The following is a 20806-nucleotide window of genomic DNA, read 5'->3' on the forward strand; positions in this document are numbered from 1 at the left end:
TTTAATATTTTTCTTATTATTTACACAAACCCAATAAAATTATAGATTCTTCTATAATTTTTCAAGGGTTTTTTTTGTTGAATCTTTTATTATAGAGATATAAGAATGAATGATTGAATGAAGGAGTGAAGCATACGTGAAAGGTAGTTTTGAAGGAGACTCCCGGAGTTCAACAATGGCAATTCGGAAGGCTTCATCCCTCCACCGAAGAAGACGACTGAAACAAAATGTTCCATTGCTCATCATGCTGGTTCCTGTATTTGCTTATTATATTATTTTCAAATATTGGCCTATGGGCGGACTTATTATCGCTTTTAAAAATTACAATTTTGCAGATGGCATCCTGCACAGTCCATGGGTAGGCATGAAAAATTTTAATATCCTGTTTTCCAGCTCTAATACACTCCAAATTATATGGAACACATTTTGGCTCAGTTTTTTGAATTTGGTAATTGGATTCCCTGTCCCTATTTTTCTGGCGATTCTACTCAATGAGGTCAGGAAGACATGGTTTAAAAAATGGGTGCAAACGATCATTTATTTGCCGCATTTTTTCTCGTGGATCATTGTGTCTGGTATCGTCCTTTCCTTATTTGCAACCGATTACGGCTCAATCAATAAGGTACTCATGCTATTTTCCATTGAGCCGATCACTTTTTTGTATGAGTCCAACTCTTGGGTCACTATATTTGTTGGGTCAGGTGTATGGAAGGAAATGGGGTTCAGCACGATTATTTATTTGGCTGCTCTGACAACCATTGATCCCTCCCTATATGAATCGGCTGGCATGGACGGTGCCTCGAAGTGGCGGCAAATTTGGCATATTACGATGCCCGGCATTCGCCCCACCATTATTTTGCTGCTTATCTTGGCCATGGGTCGAATGATGGAGGTTGGCTTTGATCAAGTGTACAATTTGCAAAATGCAGCGGTTGCTGACGTGTCCGAGGTCATTAGTACCTATATTTACAAAATAGGCCTTGGTAATTCACAGTTTAGCTTAACAACTGCAATGGGGCTATTCGAATCCGTAATTGGCTGTACGCTTGTACTGATTGCTAACAAGATTGCGCGCAAATTTGACCAAGCTTTATTTTAGAAGGGAGTATTGCATGAAAGCGACCAAAGGAGAAACGATTTTCTATGCCGTCAACTATATAGTGCTCGCGGCCATTGCTTTAACTTGTCTTCTGCCCTTTATACATATTATAGCGCTATCATTAAGTGATCGCGCAGCCGTGGAATCGGGACATGTTTTTTTCTGGCCGGTAGGCTTGCAGTTTACGGCTTACAAGATATTTTTCATTACCAGCCCAGCTTTTTCAGCTTTCAAAAATAGCATTATTATTACGGTCGTTGGCGTTGCGCTAAGTATGCTGGGCACGGTACTGGCAGCCTACCCTCTTTCCAGAAATTATTTGATAGGGCGTCGTTATTTCGTGCTCGCCATGGTGTTTACGATGCTGTTCTCAGGTGGATTGATTCCTACCTATCTCGTTGTAAAGAACTTGTCCTTAATCGATTCCTATTGGGCCATCTGGCTTACCAGTTTCATCAGTACCTATAATATGCTGCTCATGCGAAGTTATTTTGAGAACATACCGCATGAAGTGGAAGAATCCGCTCGTATTGACGGATGTAGCGATGTATCCCTTCTCATCCGAATTATATTGCCTTTATCACTTCCGATGCTTGCCACCTTGGCTCTGTTCTATGGGATTAACTATTGGAATACGTTCATGAGCGTGCTAATGTACATCAACACGAGCCAACTGCAAAATTTGACGGTAGTTGTCCAAGCCATGCTGCAAAAAAACGATCTGCTGAATTCTCCTTCCCTCAATGCAGATGAGCAGCAGATGGTCGCTACCGAGATGGTCAAGTCGGTGGGTGTAGTCGTGCTGGTAGTTCCCATGCTGGTCGTTTATCCATTTTTACAAAAATATTTTGTTAAAGGTGTTATGCTCGGTTCCGTTAAGGGTTGATAAGAATGGTTTTCCAGTTTCACGAAACTTAACAATATACGTACAGGGGGCGTTTAAGGATGAACAGGAAGTTAGGGCTGGGCATGACATTGGGACTCGTAGCATTAGGAGCAACAATCGCTGGCTGCAGCAGCGATAACAAAGAAGGAGCTGCCACTAATAGTGCAACAGAGAATAAGCCGTCGACAACCGCACCAACCACAACACCTACACCAGCCAAACGAGGAGATATTTCGGTTACGATGTATGATCGTGGATCCGTACCTGCTTCAGAAGGTAATTACGAGGATAATCGTTGGACCAAGTGGATCAACCAAAATGGGCCGGCCAATGTGAAGTTTGTACCTATTCTTCGTAGCGATTCAACGAAAAAATTGAACGTGTTGTTTGCATCCGGCTCTGCCCCCGATATTATCAACGAGTATAACACTCCGTTCCGTGGAAGCTTGTATGATCAAAAGCAGCTGATGCCTATTGATAAAATTTTGCCATCTATGCCTGAATACCAGAAGCTGTTGACCCAATATCCGCAGTTAAAAAAAGCGGGAACCAAGCCAGACGGTAAGCTGTACGAGATCGGCAAGGTGAAGGAAGCTACCCCAGCGCATATTTTATTAATTCGCACCGATTGGTTGAAGAAATTGAATCTAGCCATGCCTACAACAACAGATGAAGTATTGGCCGTGGCCAAGGCATTCGCCGAACAAGATCCAGATGGTAATGGTAAAAAGGATACTTATGGGATGAACATAAGTACCTATTCAGAGCAAGCGATCAATGAGATGTTTGGTGAGAGTTCATCAGCAACTTTGTTGGCTTGGGATATCAAGGATGGGAAAGTAGTCCGCGCTTGGGAGAAGGAGCAGGCTTCCCTTACATTCAAGAAGCGCCTCTACGATGAAGGTCTAGTTGATAAAGATTACATCAATGATAAAGATGGTGCAAAGGCTAAACAGGACTTTTTGAATGGCAGGATCGGTATTTATGTCAAGTTTTCGGGCGGTTGGTTTGATTTTGTGATGAATGATTATACCACGCTGAAGAAAAACGTTTCGGGGGCAGAAGTAGCACCGTTAGCTTATCCGAAATCACCAATGGGCACCTTCACCGGCGCTATCGATAACCCGATTCAAATGACAACAGTTGTGAACGCGAACGCCAAAAATCCGGAGGCTGTTGGACAATATCTTGACTTTATGATGAAACCGGAAAACGCTTTAAAAATCATTAATGGAGAGGAAAACACCCACTGGAAGAAAGCTTCTAATGGCTGCCCGCAGTCTGTAGATCCAGCCAAGTCAAAAAATGAGGTCGGTTACGCCTTAGACTACACTATGTTCTTCTCTTCAGGAGTAGATAAATGTTCGTTTGTATTGAGTGGATTTAATCCAGATGTACCCGAGCAAAAAGCGGGTATGGACATGTACAGAGAAATTCAGAAGATGTATTTTGATTCTAAAAGAGAATACCCTGGTATTACTCTGGGCGATCATATGCCGGTGTATCCTGCCGATCTCAATTTGATTAACACAACAATTCTAAAAGAAAAAGGCGACATTTTTGTTAAGGGCATCATTAGCGGAAGTAAATACAGCCCGGAACAAGCGATTAAAGATGCCCAAGCAGCCTGGGATAAAGCAGATGGTAAGAAGCTTGAAGAATTCATGAACAAGTGGTACCAGGAAAATAAAGCTAATGCGTTCATGGCTAAAGATGTGCAAGAAATCGTGAAGCAGCAAATGGAGCAAGTAAAGTAGCTTTTTAATGAAGGAGCTGGACATGTAATAGCGAGCCCGCTGATCAAGCGGAATTCGCTTGAGTGTCCAGCTTGTTTTATGAATCGAATACAACCGATGCGCTGTCTATCGGATAGAATGAATAACCAGTGGAGGAAATCAAATGTTGAATAAAGGGGAATATTCTTTTTCTACGTGTTGGAACATCAAAAGGCATACCGTTGGCAGGGAAATGATTGAGGAGATCAAAACGCTTGGTTTCCGTCATGTTGAGCTCAACTATAACGTAACCGAAGAGCTGTTGAAAACGATAGAGCCGATGATCGAAAAAGCAGAAATTGGGATTTCAAGTGTGCACAACGTATTTCCTTTTATTGATGATAAAGATTACGACACGGATTCCGTGCTGCTTGGGTACGATGATGAAGTCAAGCGGAAGCGCTCGGTGGAGCTGCTGATCCGTTCTATGGAATATGCGGTTCGTTATGGGGCGAAAGCGGTCGTGGTGCATCCGGGTGAAGTGCCATTCGCATATAACATTGACTCGGAATTAAAAAAACGGTACAGGGATCATGGCAAGGATTCGCCTGAGTATCAAACACTGTGGAATGAAATGCACGAAAGACGCGCTCGCTTAAGCCCGCTGTATACGAAACGGATTCAGGATAGTTTGGAGGAAGTAAGCAACCACGCGCTTAAGCAAGGATGGGATGTGGCTATTGGTATCGAGACGCGTGCCCGATGTTACCAAATGCCGACATTGATGGAGGCCAAAACCATTTGTGATCACCTTAAGGGCAGCCCTGTTTCTTTATGGTACGACATTGGACACGCGATGATGATGGACCGCATGGGATTGTATGATAATCTTAATGATTTACAAGAGGTTAAGCGCTATATCTATGGTGTCCACATTCATGAAACTCTCGAGCTGTCTGATCATTATTGCCCATATGTGCATAGCAAGGACTTGCATTTCTTTGACCATTTCCTTGAAGTCATCGATTTGGCAAAAGTGAAGGTATATGAATTAAAAGCGGTATGTCAACCTGACGAAATTCATGAGAGCCATAGTCTTATCACTCAAAAAATTGCAAATCTGAGCAATAGGAGTGCTTAATATGGAAGATCCTATGTATACTAAACTTTTACACATGAATGATGATTGGACAGAAACCGCGATATCCCATCAGGTTTCTGACCCTACTTCCAAATATTTCGGCGGTATTATCGATCCCATTAGCGGGATTCCAAAAGCTAACCATCTAGGTACCCCAGCTGTGATGGCGGCATGGACTGCAGCCCTTGTGAATCCAGACTCACGGTATTATCACGATACCAAGCTGCTCCATGCCCTGAACAAAGCTGCCCTATTTATGTTGAACCGCCAGCATGCCGATGGCACCATAAGTCTCGGCTCAACGAATTTTAATTCACCGCCGGATACTGCCTTTGTCGTGGGCGGTGTTACCCAAATTTATCAGCTGCTTCAAAAAAACGAATGGCCTGCGGCTCTGACTACGGTTGTGCAAATAAAGCTGTTTCTAGAGCGTACCCTTCCTGCGCTGCTCTCCGGCGGCTGTCATACTCCGAATCATCGATGGGTCATTACCGCGGCGCTTGCCCAGCTATACGAAATATTCCCCATGCCGGAGCTTATCGCTCGTGCAGAGGAATGGTTAGCTGAGGGCATGGATATTACGGAGGATGGGGAATGGACAGAACGCAGTAATGGTATATATAATACCGTAAGCGATATCTCCCTCTATCATACTGCCCGAGTATTGAACCGTCCCGAGCTGTTTGAACACGTACGGCGGAACTTGCGAATGATGGTTTATTTGATTCACCCAGACGGCGAAGTGGTCACGGAATATTCCGGTCGGCAAGATTTAGGCCAAGTGCTCCATATGTCCAATTATTTTTTGATCTATCGTTTGATGGCAGTGAAAGACCATGATCCACTCTTTGCGGCCATGTCTGATTATGCGGCTTCGTTTATGACACGATACAAAGAGGGTGTTAATAACCATCCGATGACCGGTCTTCTATTATTTCCATCCGCATTCGACGGGCTAGACAGAGCACTACTACCGGATCGTTATAAAAAAGCTCTAAATATGGGCCATCCGCTTCGTGAGCATCTGGACATGATGAAAGCATTAGGGTATCCCAAGCATATCGAACACAGCAGCATGCATTTGGCATTTGGAGCACCGGTTATCCGTATGCGAGAGCTTGAAGATAGTGTGACCCTGATGGCACGAACACCGGTTTTCTTTTCTCTGCGTCATGGAAAAGCTAGATTGCTTGGTGTCAAACTGGCAACCTCCTTCACTCCCGGAGTCGTCACATTCGACGAGTTAACCGAGGGTGCTGACTCGTACAAGTTAAGCCTAATTCTGGAAAAAGGGTATTACGGTCCCATCCCTGAATCCCTCCTACCTAATCACCCGAATCGACAGCAGCTTAGCCCCTGGTATTTGCTGCCACAGCAGCATCGCCCGGTCACGCATCTGCAGCAGCAAGCACTAACCGTAGATGTCACACAAGAAGCTGCGGAATGGAAGATTCATGTTCGTTCGGATCAACGTGAGGATGTGATGATGCAGCTAACCTTTATTCTGGGAGCGGAAGGCTGTATCCAAGGTACTGATATCGAAAATATAGGCGAAAGCAGATATGTACTGAAAAGCGGATCTCTTACTTATCATACCGAAGGAAGTGCATTTGAAATTTCATCGGGCTCTTACGAGCATTGGCTGCCAGATATTCGCAATGACTATCATCCGGCTGGCTGCCAATATGTACATATCAATCTGTTGACCCCGGTGGACCGGATTTTCACCATTCGCTTGCTATAAACATATCTCATCTGCATAACGTAAGGAGAGAAGAAAACAATGGGAAACGCTGACACAAGAAATAAACCGGTCACAGCCATCATTGTAGGCGCCGGACATCGAAGTTTGATTTATGCCTCTTATGCGGAAAAACATCCCGACCAGCTACAAATCACAGGAGTCGTAGAGCCCGATCCCTTACGAAGAAGCTTAACAGCAAAGCGTTTTAATATCCCTGACCTTTGTTGCTTCGAAACAGTAGAGCAGCTCGTGCAAGGCTCTATAATTGCGGATGCTGCTATTAATGGAACCATGGACGAGCTCCATGTCCAAACAACGATTCCACTTTTGAAAGCAGGCTACGACATTCTTTTGGAAAAACCAATTGCGATCTCGGAGCACGAAATGCTGAAGCTGGTTCAAGCAGCCAATCATTATAGCCGCAGGGTGATGATTTGCCATGTGCTGCGTTACGCTCCCTTCTACTCGGAGATTCGTAAAACGGTTGCCGCTGGCGAAATCGGCACCATCGTGAATATTCAAACAGCTGAGCATGTCAGTTATCACCATATGGCCGTATCTTATATACGAGGAAAATGGAATTCATTGGAGAACTGCAAATCATCTATGCTTATGGCAAAATGCTCACATGATATGGATGTCATCTCATGGATGTCAGGAGCTCAACCGGTAAAAGTTAGCAGCTTCGGTAGTCTGACACAATTTAAGCCAGAAAATGCGCCGGAAGGATCTGGATATCGCTGCCTTGAAGATTGCAAGATTGAAGCGGCCTGTACCTATTCGGCACGTAAACATTATATCGAACAAGGCCGTTGGGGCTCTTATGTTTGGAACAATGATCACCTCGGCATTAACCCGACGGATGAGGAAAAAATAAGCCTTTTACGTACAAGCAGCCCCTATGGGCGCTGTGTCTGGCATTGTGATAACGATGTCGTCGACCACCAATCAGTAATCATCGAATTCGAGGATGGCTGTACAGCGACACATAATATGATTGGGGCTACGTCCAGACCTTGCCGTACCCTACATATTATCGGCACAAAGGGAGAAATCCAGGGCGTTCTGGAGGATGGATATTTCGTGATCAGACATCCAGATGCCCGTGTAGGCCATGAGTACTCGGAGAAACGAATTTCTGTCCATGTAACTAATGATAGCCATGGCGGTGGGGATTGGTTGCTTGTCGAGGATTTCGTGAGCATGATGCGAGGAGAAGCGCCTTCCATTTCCTCCACATCGCTGGAGAAGTCTATTCGTGGACATCAGATCGGTTTTGCGGCAGATATCTCACGCCTTGAAGGCAGAATCGTGAATATCACTAACCCGTAAATGCAGGGTTCAAGCGGCTCTATCCTACAGTACGGAGAGTAGCCCCAAGTGGCAGTTATAAGAAAAACCCGGCCGAAGGCCAGGTCCTTGTCTAAACTCATACATGTGTACGCTCCCGAGGACATGGGTATGGGGTTCCGGTCGCTGTTGAAGTTCGTGTTCCTTGAATTTTTGGCTTCCAGCGGTTGGAACACGAGCTTCAAAGGCGAACGCTTCGCTCCTCCACCCCATACCCATGTCCTCTTTCATTTTTTTGGTGCTGCCTCCCACTTCTTACCCCAAGGTCTTCGATCTTGTATTTATAACCGTGGACCCCCTTGTAGTACTACGGATACATGCCTCCTCCGCAGCTCTCACAGGTGAATTGGGGAGGCACTGTAGGATCTCCTGCATCCATGATGACAAAACTAAGTTGCCTCACGCAAAAAAACCATCCCTCTTTACCGAAAGCAAAGAGGGATGGTTGGGGCGGCAATAAGCACGCCATATAAGGAAGGCTATCGAATATAAAGCTGCCGAGCCAAGCTTATTGCTGTAAAGTCTTCACAAGACGCTTCGCTTCGCCATTAGGTGTTGTAATTGTTTCATACAATTTAATGGTAAGCGGATATTCCTGCTGTTCTGTTTTGATATTGTTAATTTGAATGGTTTGCTCACCGCTAATCAGCATATCATTTCCACTGAAAGGAACGGACTGGGAGCCGAGCGTACGGCCAAGCCCATCAACAAGCTCAATGGTGAATTTGGAGAAATTCGCATCGACAACCACATCCTCGACACGCTCAACCGTTAAGTTCAGCTTCAGCTTGTACGAATAGGTAACAGGTATGCCTGCATTCGTATATGCAGACATCGTCCAGTCATTCAACTTTACATCGAATGGATAGAAGCTCATGAGTTCGCTATCCTCTACAACTGCCTGCACAGCTGTCTGGAATCCACCAATAGTGGTGCTATAAGGTGCTGTGGTTTTGCTGTCCAATAGTTTCATTCCTAGACTATCGCCTTTCTCGGAGGCAGGAACCATATAGGAATAGCTCACTACGTAGCCAAGGTGTGGCATAAGCTCAGCGGCAACAGCCGATTGTCTAGTGCCTGAATAGCTGGCTCCATCACTGCCGATTAACTCCGTTTGGAATTCAGGTAGTGTTACTGTTTCACCGCTTGTATTTTGCAGCCTGAATTTAGCAACTACACTTTTAAAGCCCGATCCCGGGTTCTCATGCATATGCAGCTCCATCAAGGAAACCTGGGTGCCCAAATCCAAGAGACGATTTAACGGATCTACCGGAATCGTTGTACCCATCGCATAGGCTGGCAGCAGTTGAACTGGCGAGCTCACTGCTGTAGGAACGCCAATCTTCAGGAGACCCATATCAAACGTTGGGTTGGTCGATTGACCAGCCGATGCTGCACTGCCAGCAGCACCCGCCGCAGCTCCAGCCACCACGAAGGTTTCTTTGGTCATGAGCAACAAGCTTTGCAAATCTATATCTTGATCCGTAGGGATAATATATTGGATATATTTCTGGTCTCCTGCCGCTAAAGTAAGAGGATTCGAATCGGCAGGTTTACCTGTATATAAAAGCTCACCTGCTTTACCGTCAAGCCGGAATTCCGGTAAGGCTTCGCCTGCTGTTCCTGGATTCTCAGCCAATAGCGTAATGACTTGGATATGCGCGCCTTTATCATCTGTTTGTTTGGTTAAGCTCGAAGGGGTAAACCTAATCGGCGATGGAGATTCAGGTATCGTGAAAGTGTCTCCCCACGCTTTGACAAAAGCAGGATCTGTAATGTCCGGCTTCGCGCTATTCCATACATTGGTTACAGGGATCGTAAGTACATAGGTTTCTGCCTTGGGGTACACATACTCATCCACTTCGACAAAAGAAACGTCCGTCACTGTTACATCGCCTGGACGGTCTAACGTAACCATCCCAGTTAATTCTACTTTCTCCATAGCCAGCATTGACTTGGGATTCGCCGCGCTAGTCGTAAGCTTGTATTCACTACCATCGGAGGTCTTCACCCGAATTTCATAGTCAGGAACGCGTTTGAGCAAGGTGGTTTGATTTTGTAGGCGAACAACCGCTCCTATGCTTGTAACATTGCCTGATTTGCTGATGGACATGCTTTTAATATTGGCTTGGATGGATTCTGTCAATGGATAGGTAGCAGCTTCTACGGCTTGCCCTGCGATAGCTACAACCTGCACCGGATTGCCATCCGCTAATGCCACGGCAGGGATAGCTGAGAGAGCGAGCGAGAGTGACAGCAGAGTGCCTCCTAAAGCTGACTTCCAATTGTAAGGTACCGTTTTAATGGTTTTTAAAGTTTTCATGTTGTTATAGCCTCCTAAAAGTTTTCGTAGAAAACCTACCTCGTAAGCTCTACTTGGTTTTCGTTATTTTCCTTAAGTACATGCTGCCTTTATTTCGCTACTTCGACCTTTTGCCCATCTTTCAATTGATGCTGTCCAGAAACGACGATAGATTCTTCTGCTTTCAGGCCTTCCACTACTTCCTGGAACGCATCCTTGATGCGCCCGATCTTAATTTTACGCTTCTCGACCTGGTCGCCATTGAGAATAAAGACGAATGCATCGCTGCCCTCTCTCACAATACTAAGGCTAGGAACGGCAAGCGCCTGTTCCTCCTCCGGACTGGTCAACTGTAGTTGGACACGGGTTCCAGGCTTAAAGGAGCCATCAGGATTCGCTACATCCAGCTCAATGGGATACGCTTTGGTTGTATCATTCATCTGGCTTGCAAGGAACGTTATTTTAGCGGTCTGCTTATTCGCGGGATTATCTGCACTATAAAAGATAAGCTCCTGCTTGCTGCCCACCAGCTTGACGGAGTTTTCCGTCAGATCGGCTTTGATCTTAATTGGATCCAGCTGTTGAACCAAACCAATCTTGGCAGAGGGTGAGACATTCATGCCTACTTCTGCACTCATATCCGTTAACACACCCGTGATTGGTGCTTTAACCTCGTAGTTGGCAACTGTATTACCGGCATCCTGTAAGCTGATCCGGGCAGTAGCCAGCTGTGATTCCTGCGAGGCGACTGGATTGGTTTTATCTAAAGCATCAATTTTGTTTTGGACCGATTGCACATCCAGGCGGGCATTATTCAACTGAGTCTCTACTTGATCCACCTGGCGTTTAGTAACGGTTCCTGCCTCAAAATCATTTCGCACCTTATTGTATTCCTGCTGGATACTATTTACCTGCTCATTGACCTTAACAAGTGAGCTTTCCAGATCGATCCTGCTATTGTTCTGGTTCTCAATGGACTGGCGTAAGCTTTCTTCCGCGCTTTTAAGCGATTGCTCCACCTTCTGCACCTGCAGCTGTGCATCCCGTGAATCAAGCCGGGCGATCACCTCGCCCTGCTGGACCGATTCCCCTTTCCTTTTTAGTACCTGCAGCACCTGTCCGCCGGTTTTGGGCAGCACATCAATTTGCACCGCTGCGCTGACCTCTGCCACCTGCTCCTTAGGCTCGCTCATACTATGCTGCGTAATGGTCGCCACCTTAATCGGCCTATTCTGCAGATTAGCAACCGCTGATGACTGCTCGGGCGGAGGCGCCGAGCAGCCAACGGCTACGACTGTGGCAGCCAGAATAATAGCGGCGGTCCGCAAACCGCTTACCAATCTATTAGCTGTCTTTTCATTGTTCATATTGGTTGTCCCCCTATCCTTCTAAAGTTTTACTGGCTTTGGGCTTCCGGCTTAACCATTGGCCCGAACGGTTTTTCATCGCTTCGATCAATTCATATACAACAGGCACAACGACAAGCGTCAACAAGGTGGAGGTCGTCAATCCTCCGATTACAACTACTGCCAGCCCTTTGGAGATCAAGGTGCCTTTAGTAAATCCAAGCGCTAACGGCATCATCGCCATAATCGTAGCGCCAGCCGTCATAATAATAGGCCTCAACCGGACAATACCAGCCTCAACCAAAGCATGACGTACCGTGTAGCCTTCGTTGCGCAACTGCTGGGCACGGTCTATGAGCACGATCGCGTTGGTAACAACGATACCGATCAGCATCATAAAACCGATCATCGAAGTGACATCAAGCGCCTGCCTGGTAATAAGCAAGCCCAGCAAGCCACCAATGGCCGCAAGTGGCAAGGAGAACAATATCGCAAACGGCGCACTTGCATTACCAAATGCCAGTACCATGACTAGGTAGACAACTGCGATAGCTACAGCCATCGCCACGAATAGCTGCCTGAAGCTTTCGTTAATATCTGCACTTACCCCTTTCACTTCACGGTTTATACCATCCGGTAAAGCAACCTGGCCTAATTCGGTAGTAATTTTAGCGCTAACCGCCGACTTGTTCACGGCATCGATTTTGGCAGTTATACTCAAAACCTGCTCCCTGCTTTCACGATGTAGTGATAGAGGCGCTTCAACCTCTGTCAGCTTCGCAACCTCATTCAAATAGATCGTTGTATTTGTGGCTGTTTTCAACGGGATCTTCCCGATCTTCTCAATCGAATCTTTGTCCGCCTTCGTCAACTGGACGGTTGTGGTATACGTGATATTATCAAATTGGATATCGCCAAGCTGCTCTTTGGTGATCCAGCTACGCGCCGTATCACGGATTTGTGATGTGCTTAGCCCAAAAGTACGGGCTTTGCTCTGGTCGACGGTAATCTGTAGCTGAGTTTTGGAATCACTAAGCGAATCCTCTACCTCACTAAGCTCCGGATAATTCTCTAATTTCTGTTTGATCACAATAGCTGCTTCTTCCAATAAGAGCTGGTTATCGCCTTTTAAGGAATAAGTGAAGTCTGTTGAGGAAATCCCGCCACCACCGCCTGCTAATGACTTAGGTGTCACCTCTGAGCCTTTGGGAAGCTCGTATAAAATAATTTCCTTGTAGTCTTTTTTCACCTGATCCGGGTCTGCCGTTTCATTAACCTCTGTATAAATCTCGGCCATATTGGATACTTGGTCTTCACCACCGCTATATCCAACAAAGGCTTCTACGAAGGTGAATAATGGATTGCCCGACTCATCTTTAGCTTCTTGCATAATCTTTTCGATTTCCTTGGAAATCTGATCCGTTCCATTAATGGAAGTTTCATTAGGAAGCTTAATGGAAAAACTCATTTGCCGCTCCGAGCTGCCGCTTGGAATAAAGCTCACAGCCAGATTCGGCACAATAGCCGCGATCGATACGACAAAGATCAATGCTGAAAGAATAAGGGTCTTCACCCGATTGGACAAACACCATTTCAAAACCTTTTCATATAACGACATCAATCTGCCTTGCTTGCCTTCCTCATGGTGGGTGATCTTACTGTTCAAAACAAGCAGCTTGGCCATCATTGGGATGACCGTCAAGGCCACCAGCAGTGATGCTAGCATCGCACAAGCAACTGTAATCGCGAACGGGCGGAACAACTCTCCGACGATCCCGCTAACCATCCCGATTGGAGCAAACACCCCAACTGTCGCGAGCGTTGACGAAGTAATCGCCATGGATACCTGCTTAGTAGCCAGCTTAATGACCGATTCATTCCGTTCCTGTGCTTTTTGCAAAGATGCATATATATTCTCAATAACAACGATACTATCATCGACGACCCGACCGACTGCAATAAATATGCCACCAAGCGTCATCGTGTTTAATGTGATGCCAAATTGCGAAATGACGAGTAGCGTAATCATAATCGACAAGGGTATCGAAACCAGAACGATCATAGTCATTCGGACATTACGTAAAAAGACTAGAATCATCAAGGAAGCCAGAATTGCCCCCATTATTCCTTCCTTCAGCATGCCATTGATCGATTCTTTAACTAGGTCGGCGCTGTTATAGACCGTTTTGAAGGTAATACCTGGCAAGGTCGTTTGCCAATTCTCAATCAGCTTATCGGTTTCATCCGAGAAATCAACTGCATTGGCATTGCTCGTTTTATATAAATGAATACCAAGGGCTGGCTTACCATCCAAACGCGCGATAAACTCGGATTCGGTCACCGCCTTTACCTTAGCGACCTGCTTGAGCTGCAAGGTACTGCCATTGCCTGCGGCAATTTCCATATTCTCAAGGTTATACAAGCTGTCAATATTGCCCGTTACGCGAGCCACCTTCGTGTTACCGTTAAATTCAACCGTGCCGATGGCTCCGTTAGTTAACGTGTTTCGTAAGGAGGTGCTCAATTGAGTAGGCGTCAATCCGAAGCTGGTGAGAGCATCGGCATCCAGCTCGATATCAAGTGATGTTTCTCTGGAGCCAATCGAATCTATATGGTCAATGCCATGAATGGAAAGCAAGCCAGGTTCGATTTGATCCTCATACATCTTATCCAGCTCTGTCTGGCTCATTCCGCTTTCGGCATATACCGCCAAATAATAAGCAGGGATGGAGGCAAAGCCGAAGGTTGAGGCTTTCGGCCTAGCCGCAGAATCTGGCAGCCTTACTTCTTGAATGAGGCTTTCAACCTCCTGCTTCTTCTTATCAATGTCAACACTTTGCTCGAATTGAACGATAACCGTGGATATATTATCGCTCGAAGTGGAGGTCATCGTGTCCAAGCCTTCAATATTGGATATTTTGTCCTCAATAGGCTTCGTTACTTCCCTCATTACATCTGTAGGGGAAGCTGGATAGGAAGTGCTAATCAGTACTACCGGAAATGAAATATTCGGCATATTTTCCACCTTGATCGTGAATGCCGAGTAGATCCCTCCTCCCAAAAGCAAAGCGACAATAATGAAAATCGCTGCTACATTTTTCATGGAGAAGTTAGTAAATTGGTTCATGAGTTCCCCTCCTTCGATTTATTCATAACGTAACCCATCTATCTTGGTGACGACATACTAAATTGGCTGAATGGTTTCAGCTGGTCGTTTAAGCATTCATTAGGAAATTTCTTTAGCAAGCCTTTCCAAGTATTTGCATTTAAGCATACAGAACCAATATGAACTCAATATGAACAAAAATTTAATTAACCCCCTCAGATGTTTCCTGCCTATATAATGGAATAGCGATTTTCGACAACCAAGAAGAATCCATCCCAAATGAAAGCAAAAGAACCTCTTCATCCTCTATAGAAGGGGTGGAGGTTCTTTTTTTGTCTTGCCTATACGGCAGCACATATCATCCCTAAAGGGTTGGAAAATCGGAAGGTACGCTCGGCAACGTGACTGTCAGGATCGAGCCTTCACCAGATGCACTCTGCAAAGTGATCCGCCCTTTGTGCAGCAGCACAATTTTATTAACAATGGCAAGCCCAAGCCCACTCCCGCTTTGTTCCCCTGTGCGAGACCTGTCTGCCTTGTAGAACCGCTCGAAGATTCGCCCTTGGTCCTCCTTGGAAATGCCTATGCCTTGGTCGGCGATGCTTACAATAACCTCATTAATGGTTCGCTTGACGTCAATCCGAATCGTCGCATGCTTAGGCGAAAACTTGATGCTGTTGCCAATCAGGTTGATCCAGACCTGGTTTAACAAGTCTTCATCGGCGCTAATTTTGATGCTGGCCATCGCCAATTCAAATTCGATCTCTTTGGCTGACCATTGCGGCTCACAAGACACGATGACGCGGCGGATCTGTTCATCCAAATCGTAGGTATGCGGCTGGTACGGATGATGCTCCGACTCCAGTGAAGCAAGCTTAAGCAAATTCTCGCTCATACGGGAAAGCCGCTCGCTTTCCGATTGAATAATATCAAGATAGTGGATGCGCTCTTCCTCCGTCATCAGCCTATTGCGAAGCACCTTGGAGAACCCAGATATCGAAGTCAATGGAGTCTGGATTTCATGGGAGACATTGGATACAAAATCCTGCCGCATCTGCTCCAGCTGCTTCAAGCTGCGAGCCATTTCTCTAAAGCTTAGTGCCAACACACCCAGCTCATCCTTACGCTTTATCAGCTTCCAGTCCATATTAAAATCACCCTTGGACATCCTTCTAGTGGCATCCGTCATTTCCCTTAATGGTCTGACCACATAACGTGCAGCTACGAAAATAAATAAGCTCCCCATAAATAAAGTAAGCAACAGCGACGTAAAGATCTCTTTTTGCAGAATGCCTTCCCTGTTGCCCTTTTGAAAAAACATCGCAAAGCGTTCTTCATTCATCACAAAAGGAATACCCACTACAATCTTATCCGGAAAACCGATTACACTGCGATATGTATTTCCATTCAGAACCTGGCTGATTTCCTGATGAGAGAGTTGAACCTCTTCCTTTGGTGCGGAAGCTCCGTGTACGGTCCTATTTTGTTCTCCGTCATACAAGCTGATGTAATAGTTTGTTAACAATCCTGAGCTTTTCAAATACTCTGATTTAATCTCACTGCTTAGTAACGTATACATCTGCACAATTTCCCGTCCGTCATTGTCCATCTCATCCTGCACTTCTGCCCGAACCAGATTGAAATAGAAAAAGCTTGTTAAAAAAAACGACGACACCAAGCCAAATATGACCGCCGCCAAAAAAGTAAGCACCACTCGAACATACAAGGTTTTGATCATGGCTTAACCTCAAGCTTATAGCCTAACCCACGGATCGTTACAATCGCAAAGCTCGAATCCGTTTCGGGAAACCGCTCCCTGAGCCTTTTGACATGAACATCTACAGTCCGGTCGTCGCCTTCATAATCCATCCCCCAGATTTGTTCGATCAGCTGGTTGCGTGTAAAAATTTGATTGGGATGGCTGAATAGCTTGAACAACAGCTCAAACTCTTTTAAAGGCAGTGTGATCCGCTCTCCGTTTTTAATCACCTCAAAGCTTTGCCGATTCAGCTCGACATCTCCAAATTGCACCTTTTGGGAAGCCTCGATGCGGTACCGCTTCATTAATGCCTTCACTCGCACGACCAATTCCTCAGGGTCAAAGGGCTTCACCAAATAATCGTCCGTCCCCAGTTGGAAGCCTTTTACCTTCTGCCCGGTCTCGCCTTTGGCAGTTACTATTAGCAATGGCAGATCTGGAAATTGGTTGCGCAGCTCAATGCACAAATCCCAACCATCCATCTGCGGCATCATAATATCAAGAATAACGAGGTCAATGCGGGTACGCTCTATCTTATGCAAAGCTTCCACACCATTCTCGGCCTCCACCACCTCAAAGCCTTCCTGCTGCATATAAACCTTCATTAATTCACGGATATGAAGTTCATCATCGACGATCATAATGGTTGCCATGCTTTAACCCTCCATCCATACTGCAAGCCAGCTCCAACCCGTACTTGATTGATGATCTATTATAACATGACAAACAGGTTAAATTAAGTTTAGGCATAAAGCAGTCTTGGACAAAAGAAAAATCAGTCTAGGTAAAAGAAATAACTTCTTCTTGAAAATCATACGGATATTAGATATAGTTAGCATGTAAATTATTTTCATTTTAATATTAATATTAAGTAAATTATTTTCATTTTTTCTTATAAAGAGGGTTATCTATTATGCCAGGAATCATCAGTGCCATCCAAGAGCAAATAACGGTAATGAGCCGCAAAGAAAAGCTATTGGCCGCCTATATCATTGAGCATGCTCCCAGCATCGCCCAAATGGGCATCACCAAATTGGCTGAGGCGTCCGGCAGCAGTACCGCTACGATTTCACGCTTTTGCAAAATTTTTCATTTTGCTGGTTTTACCGAGTTTAAAATTAAGCTGGCCGCTGAGTTGGCCCGACCGCCTGATGCACAGTCCTACCAAGACATTATCGCAGGCAACTCACTTACCAATATTGTAACAGCCATGGAAGCCAACCACCTGCGCTCGATCACCGATACGACCCGATTGCTCGATATGAAGCAGCTTCAGCTAGCCATAGACGCCTTAGCCACAGCAAGGCAGATTGACCTGTATGGCGTAGCTACATCTGGACTAGTAGCGCAGGATTTTTATCAAAAGCTCGTACGGCTTGGCAAGCGCAGTGTCGCTTTTTCCGACCCCCATATGCAGGTTACCTCTGCTTCGAGCCTAACCATGGGCGATGTCGCAATTGGTATTTCTTATTCAGGGGAAACTGCGGAAACGATCGCTGCCTTAAAGTGTGCGTCCGAGAACGGTGCCACCACTATTTCACTCACCAAATTCGGTAGCCACACCCTTTCCTCGCTTGCCGATATATGCTTGTTCACTTCAACACTTGAGGAAGGTATGCGCCGCGGGGACATGGCTTCACGCATTGCCCAACTGCATGTAATCGACATTTTATTTGTTGGCTTGCTCAGCCAACAGTTTGGTGAGTTGGTTCCCCGCTTGGAAAATTCATTTCATATGGTCAAAAAATACCGTTAAGAACAGGAGCTGTCTCATGAATTTATTAACCTTCGACTCTCATCAAAAGCTCCACGAATCCGGTGCCGGCATCATTACCGGTTTGGTACAAACAAATCCACGCGCTATTCTCGGGCTTGCTACAGGAGGGACCCCCGTGGGAATTTACCAAGAAATTGTGAAAAGCTTCCAACAAGGGATCGTTCGTTTCCAAGATACAACTACTTTCAACCTCGATGAGTATGTCGGATTGCCTGAGCAGCATGAGCAAAGCTACCGCAGCTATATGAATACTCATCTGTTCGACTTTATCGATTTACCGCGCAGCCAAGCGCATATTCCCGATGGGAACGCGCCTGACCTGGTAGCAGAATGCCAAAGCTACGATCGCCTGCTTGATCAAGCGGGGCAAATCGACCTGCAGGTGCTCGGTCTCGGGCACAATGGGCATATTGGCTTCAACGAGCCCGACCATGCCTTAATCAGCGGTACTCATATTGTAGAGCTACGCGAGGAAACCCGGCAGGCGAATGCGCGGTATTTTGGATCGCTTGGTGAAGTACCGACTCATGCTTTAACTATGGGTGTAGGCACTATACTAAAAGCCAAAATGATCCTCCTCATCGTAAAGGGCCAAGATAAAGCCGAGATCATCCACCGTGCCTTAACCGGCCCGATCACAACGGATTGCCCTGCATCACTGCTGCAAACACATCCACACTTAGTCGTACTTCTAGATTCCGAAGCGGGGAGCTTACTCCAATGAACACTATAACGTTGAACACCAATCCGAAAACAACATTCTTATATAACGCCAATATTGTAACTGCCGATACGACATTGATGAATGGCTGGATTTATTGGGTGGATGGCCGTATCGAAGCAATGGGAACCCAAGCGACTTTCGAGGCGGCGTTTGGGAAATTAAATGATGCACTCACAGAAAAAATCGATGGTGCAGGTGGCTGGGTACTCCCTGGTTTTATAGATGTGCATGTCCATGGCGGCTATGGGCACGACTTTATGGATGCCGATGCAGCCGAGCTGGATATCATTACGCGGTTTCACGCGATGCACGGCACCTCCACAATGCTAGCCACAACCGTTACGGCGCCGAAAACAGAGTTGGATCTGGTGCTTAAGCGTGTTACTGCTTACCGCAAGCAAGCCGCCATGCCTTTCGCCCAGATCCTCGGCGTGCATCTAGAGGGACCCTTTATCAGCGACCAATGGTGCGGAGCCCAAAACCCGTCGCATATTGTAGCCCCACAGCTGGCGTGGCTTGCCGATTGGACGGATCGGTTCCCTGGAACGATCCGTATGCAGACTCTCGCGCCTGAGACCGAAGGTGCGCTTGCTTATATAACAGCGCTAACCCAGCAGGGGATCATAGCTGCGCTTGGCCATACCGATGCTACCTATGCGCAAGTTGAAGCTGCTGTACAGCATGGTCTAAGCCATGCTGTACATACCTTCAACGCGATGCGTGGGCTGCATCACCGGGAACCAGGCACTGTCGGTGCCGTTATGGGCAATCCGGCGATTATGGCCGAGGTGATCGCTGACGGCCATCATGTGCATCCGGCAGCCATCAGTTTACTTGCGCAAGCCAAAGGGCCCGAGGGTATGCTTCTCATCACCGATGCGATGTCAGCCGCAGGCCTAGGCGACGGCGAATTCGAGCTCGGCGGGCTCTCCGTTATCGTTCGCGACGGAGTCGCGCGCCTCAAGGAAGGCGACAGCCTTGCCGGCAGCACCTTAACGATGATCGCTGCCTTGCGCTTTGCCGTGCTCAACGCTGGCATCCGCATCGAGCATGCCAGCCGCATGGCGAGCGCCAACCCCGCCAGACAGCTCGGCATTGAGGGAACCACTGGTTCCCTCATGCCTGGCCTCCAGGCGGATGTATTGCTGCTCAATGCGCAGCTGGAGCTCGAGCATGTTTGGATTGGCGGTCGATCTATCCGCTAATCTCGCCTTTAGGCAGGTGTGCTGCTGGTCGAAGCGCAGCTAAAATTTGAGCATGTTTTGGATTGACGGTTAGCTGTTTCATTCATCCAACACCAATAGCGTGCCTGTGCACGCTATTGGTGTTATTACGTTAATCATAAACAAAATACGTTAACCATAAACAAAAAGAGTCTTTCTAGATTTTCATCCAGAAAGACTCTTCATACTTGTGCTTGGCAATGTCCTACTCTCCCAGAACCCTGCGGTTCAAGTACCATTGGCGCTAGAGGGCTTAACGGTCGTGTTCGAGATGGGAACGTGTGGTTCCCCTCTGCCATCATCACCAAACGGTTGCTTTCGTTAGAAAGCTCATGTAACAAACTCATCTGCCTGCCTCGCAACTAAATAGCTGCAATGGCCTGCCTAAAGGCTTGCATCCAAGGTTTGTACCTTGAAAACTAGATCCGAAACCAACAACTCTGCGTCGAGCAACGCACCCCCTTTAGCTTGCACTTCAGGGGGGACTTCCTTTGGATAAGCCCTCGACCGATTAGTATCCGTCAGCTCCATGCCTTGCGGCACTTCCACCCCGGACCTATCTACCTCATCGTCTATAAGGGGTCTTACTAATTGGGAAATCTCATCTTGAGGGGGGCTTCGCGCTTAGATGCTT

14 protein-coding genes and 2 rRNA genes are annotated in these 20806 nt (G+C 46.5%); 9 read left to right on the forward strand and 7 right to left on the reverse strand.

Annotation, left to right across the window (positions count from 1 at the left end; all coding sequences use genetic code 11):
- Positions 1-175 precede the first annotated feature (175 nt).
- From G9U52_RS08045 to G9U52_RS08070, 6 genes are all read left to right on the forward strand, one after another.
- Positions 176-1099, forward strand: a complete 924-nt coding sequence (locus tag G9U52_RS08045) for an ABC transporter permease (RefSeq protein ID WP_166148059.1) — start codon at positions 176-178, stop codon at positions 1097-1099.
- Positions 1100-1112: 13 nt separating this feature from the next.
- On the forward strand, positions 1113-1985 hold the full coding sequence (locus tag G9U52_RS08050) for a carbohydrate ABC transporter permease (RefSeq protein WP_166148061.1): 873 nt from the start codon (positions 1113-1115) through the stop codon (positions 1983-1985).
- A 59-nt stretch (positions 1986-2044) separates the two neighbouring features.
- Positions 2045-3742, forward strand: coding sequence for an extracellular solute-binding protein (locus G9U52_RS08055; protein ID WP_166148063.1), 1698 nt, complete (start codon positions 2045-2047; stop codon positions 3740-3742).
- A 142-nt stretch (positions 3743-3884) separates the two neighbouring features.
- Positions 3885-4841 (forward strand): sugar phosphate isomerase/epimerase family protein, encoded by a 957-nt coding sequence (locus G9U52_RS08060; protein WP_166148065.1) that lies wholly within the window; start codon positions 3885-3887, stop codon positions 4839-4841.
- A gap of 1 nt (position 4842) precedes the next feature.
- On the forward strand, positions 4843-6585 hold the full coding sequence (locus G9U52_RS08065) for a hypothetical protein (protein ID WP_207952837.1): 1743 nt from the start codon (positions 4843-4845) through the stop codon (positions 6583-6585).
- 39 nt (positions 6586-6624) lie between these two features.
- Positions 6625-7917, forward strand: a complete 1293-nt coding sequence (locus tag G9U52_RS08070; RefSeq protein WP_166148067.1) for a Gfo/Idh/MocA family protein — start codon at positions 6625-6627, stop codon at positions 7915-7917.
- A 526-nt stretch (positions 7918-8443) separates the two neighbouring features.
- Here the strand turns inward: G9U52_RS08070 and G9U52_RS08075 are convergent.
- From G9U52_RS08075 to G9U52_RS08095, 5 genes are all read right to left on the reverse strand, one after another.
- Positions 8444-10258: a hypothetical protein gene (locus G9U52_RS08075; protein WP_166148069.1), complete on the reverse strand. Its 1815-nt coding sequence runs from the start codon at positions 10256-10258 to the stop codon at positions 8444-8446.
- Positions 10259-10347: 89 nt separating this feature from the next.
- On the reverse strand, positions 10348-11604 hold the full coding sequence (locus G9U52_RS08080) for an efflux RND transporter periplasmic adaptor subunit (RefSeq protein ID WP_166148071.1): 1257 nt from the start codon (positions 11602-11604) through the stop codon (positions 10348-10350).
- Positions 11605-11617: 13 nt separating this feature from the next.
- Complete coding sequence (locus G9U52_RS08085) at positions 11618-14710, reverse strand: efflux RND transporter permease subunit (RefSeq protein ID WP_166148074.1); 3093 nt, start codon at positions 14708-14710, stop codon at positions 11618-11620.
- Positions 14711-15053: 343 nt separating this feature from the next.
- On the reverse strand, positions 15054-16427 hold the full coding sequence (locus G9U52_RS08090; RefSeq protein WP_166148076.1) for a sensor histidine kinase: 1374 nt from the start codon (positions 16425-16427) through the stop codon (positions 15054-15056).
- A complete protein-coding gene (locus tag G9U52_RS08095; protein ID WP_166148078.1) occupies positions 16424-17101 on the reverse strand; it encodes a response regulator transcription factor in 678 nt (225 codons plus the stop codon). The genes G9U52_RS08090 and G9U52_RS08095 overlap by 4 nt, the downstream gene beginning before the upstream one ends.
- A 260-nt stretch (positions 17102-17361) precedes the next feature.
- On the opposite strand from G9U52_RS08095, the gene G9U52_RS08100 reads away from it, so the two are divergent.
- From G9U52_RS08100 to nagA, 3 genes are read left to right on the forward strand one after another with little or no spacing between them, the layout of a single operon-like run.
- A complete protein-coding gene (locus tag G9U52_RS08100; protein WP_166148080.1) occupies positions 17362-18204 on the forward strand; it encodes a MurR/RpiR family transcriptional regulator in 843 nt (280 codons plus the stop codon).
- Positions 18205-18220: 16 nt separating this feature from the next.
- Positions 18221-18949 carry a glucosamine-6-phosphate deaminase gene (gene nagB, locus G9U52_RS08105; RefSeq protein ID WP_166148085.1) on the forward strand — a complete coding sequence of 243 codons (729 nt, stop codon included), beginning with the start codon at positions 18221-18223 and terminating at the stop codon, positions 18947-18949.
- On the forward strand, positions 18946-20154 hold the full coding sequence (gene nagA, locus G9U52_RS08110) for an N-acetylglucosamine-6-phosphate deacetylase (RefSeq protein WP_207952838.1): 1209 nt from the start codon (positions 18946-18948) through the stop codon (positions 20152-20154). Before nagB ends, nagA begins: the two co-directional genes overlap by 4 nt.
- Before the next feature lie 210 nt (positions 20155-20364).
- On the opposite strand, the gene rrf is transcribed toward nagA, so the two are convergent.
- Both rrf and G9U52_RS08120 read right to left on the reverse strand, forming a co-directional pair.
- Positions 20365-20481: ribosomal RNA gene (gene rrf / locus G9U52_RS08115) — 5S ribosomal RNA — on the reverse strand.
- A 182-nt stretch (positions 20482-20663) separates the two neighbouring features.
- Positions 20664-20806, reverse strand: a 23S ribosomal RNA gene (locus G9U52_RS08120); the annotation flags it as partial.

The sequence above is a fragment of the Paenibacillus agricola genome (assembly GCF_011440305.1).
In the GTDB taxonomy this organism is placed as follows: domain Bacteria; phylum Bacillota; class Bacilli; order Paenibacillales; family NBRC-103111; genus Paenibacillus_S; species Paenibacillus_S agricola.

Excerpts from the sequence above, each read along its gene's own strand:
- G9U52_RS08045 (WP_166148059.1), top strand. The coding sequence starts at position 176 with ATGGCAATTCGGAAGGCTTCATCCCTCCACCGAAGAAGACGACTGAAA.
- G9U52_RS08050 (WP_166148061.1), top strand. The coding sequence starts at position 1,113 with ATGAAAGCGACCAAAGGAGAAACGATTTTCTATGCCGTCAACTATATA.
- G9U52_RS08055 (WP_166148063.1), top strand. The coding sequence starts at position 2,045 with ATGAACAGGAAGTTAGGGCTGGGCATGACATTGGGACTCGTAGCATTA.
- G9U52_RS08060 (WP_166148065.1), top strand. The coding sequence starts at position 3,885 with ATGTTGAATAAAGGGGAATATTCTTTTTCTACGTGTTGGAACATCAAA.
- G9U52_RS08065 (WP_207952837.1), top strand. The coding sequence starts at position 4,843 with ATGGAAGATCCTATGTATACTAAACTTTTACACATGAATGATGATTGG.
- G9U52_RS08070 (WP_166148067.1), top strand. The coding sequence starts at position 6,625 with ATGGGAAACGCTGACACAAGAAATAAACCGGTCACAGCCATCATTGTA.
- G9U52_RS08075 (WP_166148069.1), bottom strand. The coding sequence starts at position 10,258 with ATGAAAACTTTAAAAACCATTAAAACGGTACCTTACAATTGGAAGTCA.
- G9U52_RS08080 (WP_166148071.1), bottom strand. The coding sequence starts at position 11,604 with ATGAACAATGAAAAGACAGCTAATAGATTGGTAAGCGGTTTGCGGACC.
- G9U52_RS08085 (WP_166148074.1), bottom strand. The coding sequence starts at position 14,710 with ATGAACCAATTTACTAACTTCTCCATGAAAAATGTAGCAGCGATTTTC.
- G9U52_RS08090 (WP_166148076.1), bottom strand. The coding sequence starts at position 16,427 with ATGATCAAAACCTTGTATGTTCGAGTGGTGCTTACTTTTTTGGCGGCG.
- G9U52_RS08095 (WP_166148078.1), bottom strand. The coding sequence starts at position 17,101 with ATGGCAACCATTATGATCGTCGATGATGAACTTCATATCCGTGAATTA.
- G9U52_RS08100 (WP_166148080.1), top strand. The coding sequence starts at position 17,362 with ATGCCAGGAATCATCAGTGCCATCCAAGAGCAAATAACGGTAATGAGC.
- nagB (WP_166148085.1), top strand. The coding sequence starts at position 18,221 with ATGAATTTATTAACCTTCGACTCTCATCAAAAGCTCCACGAATCCGGT.
- nagA (WP_207952838.1), top strand. The coding sequence starts at position 18,946 with ATGAACACTATAACGTTGAACACCAATCCGAAAACAACATTCTTATAT.